The sequence below is a fragment of the Corynebacterium hiratae genome (assembly GCF_009708045.1).
GTDB lineage: Bacteria > Actinomycetota > Actinomycetes > Mycobacteriales > Mycobacteriaceae > Corynebacterium > Corynebacterium hiratae.
This window is the reverse complement of sequence record NZ_VIOG01000027.1, coordinates 1-2,231: the sequence shown is the minus strand read 5'-3', so window position 1 is coordinate 2,231 and position 2,231 is coordinate 1. Positions and strand designations below refer to the sequence as shown.

The following is a 2,231-nucleotide window of genomic DNA, read 5'->3' as shown; positions in this document are numbered from 1 at the left end:
CGGTGGCCTATAGCAGCAGGGAAACGCCCGGTCCCATTCCGAACCCGGAAGCTAAGCCTGCTAACGCTGATGGTACTGCAACCGGGAGGTTGTGGGAGAGTAAGAAACCGCCGACACCAAACAACAACAAACAACTCAATACAAGGTTGAAGGACCAAGACTTATTCAGTCTTGGTCCTTCAATTTGTTTTACAACCATTGTGTGTTGCAATTGAAAGTCTATTTCTGATTCCACACGAACCACCCGAGCCGTTGCTTATATCGATACCTGGAGCCAATTTGCTAGGGTGGCATTACTTACCCCACCAATGTTGCTCAGTCCCGTTCTCACAGAGAATCGTAGAATGAGAAGCGCGAGTATTTTAGGGTCGCGTTGGTTCGCCGGTTCGCGTTAAAGGACTAGAAAAATGGTTGAGTTTCTTTTCTTCCTTGCCCCTTCAGTGCTCTATATCCTTGTCCGACGCGGGTCAATCGGGGTGTCTCGAGCTCGGGCAAATGTGGGTTGGCGCTGGGGAAACCTGCAGGCAGCAGCTTTAAGTGTCATCTTGTTCCCTGTGCTGCTTGGATTAGGTTATCTTGGTATCCGTCTTGTATCTACGGATAGTCTCGGCATGCCGGGCGTCGTTTTTGTTCAAGGGGTAAGTGTTGCCGCGATTCTAAGGGCTGTAGGCGAAGAGTTTTTCTTCCGCGGATTTCTCGGGGGTTTACTTCTTCGGCGTTGGGGATTGTGGGCTGGAAACACTTTTCAGGCGGCTCTTTTTCTTTTGCCCCATTTGGTGTTGTTGAGCTTTGATGCTCATCTGTGGCCCGTACTTCCGGTTCAATTCCTCGGTGGGTGGATACTTGGCGCGGTGAGATTTCGCTCCGGTAGCGTCATTGAGTGCTCAGTCTTACATGCTGCCCTTAACATAGGTATCGGATTGCTGGCGGGTTAGGCGAAGGATTGCATGTGGCTGCTCAGGGCGACTATTTGTTGACACTGAGCACAAAGCCGCGTGCCGCAGGCATTTTCTTCGTACGTCAGGCGGGCAACTGCTTCGCGAATGACTTCAGGACGCTTGCAGAAGGCAAGGCGCACCTTGTACTGCCACGGTTCTGGGCTGTCCGTGAAAGCGGCAAGAGAGGTTGCAGCCACACTCTTTGTGGTGGACAGTTGGATGCAGAAATCGATGGTGTTCAGCCCGGTAGAGGAGAGGGGGGTAACCGCATAGCAAGCGGCTGGACCTGACCCCTGTTTGGTAGACACCTGATATCCAGCCCAGTTGGGTTGGGAAGAAAGGTAATCTACCACCATGCCTAGGTACTCCGAACAGTTCAAACGTGATGCTGTGGCCCTCTACGAAAACAATGAGGACCTCTCACTTCACGCGGCTTCAGCAGAGCTTGGAGTCAATCGTTCCTCACTTTATTCGTGGCTTAAGCAGTACGGCACCGGCAAACGCGCCCGCACGAAGACCCTGCGTGACAACGCCCAGGCGACCACTGATTCTGAACGGATCCGCCAGCTAGAAAAAGAAAACGCAAAGCTGCGCGAAGAACGCGACATCCTGCGCAAGGCCGCGAAGTATTTTGCCGAAGAGACACGCTGGTAATCCGCTTCCAGTTTGTCTATGACCACCGAACCGAATACTCGGTCAAGCGGATGTGCCACGTGTTAAAGCTCAATCGCTCCTCGTTCTACAAATGGGTCAACAACCGCGAAAAACGCAGGTTAAAGATGTGCTCTGATGCTCTTATTGGCGCAAAAATCAAGACCATCTTCGATGATGAGCACGGGCTTTATGGCGCTAAACGCATCGCTGCAAGCCTCAACGACGATACGGACATTCCTCCGACTAATCACAAGAAGGTCGCACGCATCATGAAATCCATGGGGCTGAAAGGCTTTAGTAAACGGCGTCGATGTATCACCACCAGGCGCACGCCTGGCCACCGAGTCATGCCAGACTTAGTAGGCCGCAAATTCACAGCTGACAGGCCAAACCACGTCTACGTAGGCGATATCACCTACCTGCCGTGTAAAGGCGGCAAGAACATGTACCTGGCCACGGTCATCGACGTCTACTCGCGCAAACTCGTCGGCCATGCACTAGCCGATCACATGTGTTGCGACCGGCTATTTGGTAGCAGTGTCGTGACTATCTGGTAGCGCTTCAGTGGGTTTCTGGTAGCAGCTCGCGGCGCTCGGGGTGATACTTCCGGTAGCCGCACCACTCGGGTGCGGCGCGTAC

4 protein-coding genes and 1 rRNA gene are annotated in these 2,231 nt (G+C 53.1%); 4 read left to right on the top strand and 1 reads right to left on the bottom strand.

The window, feature by feature from the left end:
* Both rrf and FME68_RS12865 read left to right on the top strand, forming a co-directional pair.
* A 5S ribosomal RNA gene (rrf, locus tag FME68_RS12870) occupies positions 1-116 on the top strand; the annotation flags it as partial.
* A gap of 291 nt (positions 117-407) precedes the next feature.
* Complete coding sequence (locus FME68_RS12865) at positions 408-935, top strand: CPBP family intramembrane glutamic endopeptidase (RefSeq protein WP_071409893.1); 528 nt, start codon at positions 408-410, stop codon at positions 933-935.
* On the opposite strand, the gene FME68_RS13315 is transcribed toward FME68_RS12865, so the two are convergent.
* Positions 932-1,294 (bottom strand): hypothetical protein, encoded by a 363-nt coding sequence (locus FME68_RS13315; protein WP_230309006.1) that lies wholly within the window; start codon positions 1,292-1,294, stop codon positions 932-934. The genes FME68_RS12865 and FME68_RS13315 overlap by 4 nt on opposite strands.
* Here FME68_RS13315 and FME68_RS12855 point away from each other — a divergent pair.
* Together FME68_RS12855 and FME68_RS12850 are read left to right on the top strand one after the other, a co-directional pair.
* Entirely contained in the window at positions 1,293-1,592 is a 300-nt protein-coding gene (locus tag FME68_RS12855) for an IS3 family transposase (RefSeq protein ID WP_070615711.1), read from the top strand. The genes FME68_RS13315 and FME68_RS12855 overlap by 2 nt on opposite strands.
* Positions 1,586-2,149, top strand: coding sequence for an IS3 family transposase (locus FME68_RS12850; RefSeq protein ID WP_158397777.1), 564 nt, complete (start codon positions 1,586-1,588; stop codon positions 2,147-2,149). Before FME68_RS12855 ends, FME68_RS12850 begins: the two co-directional genes overlap by 7 nt.
* Positions 2,150-2,231: the final 82 nt, after the last annotated feature.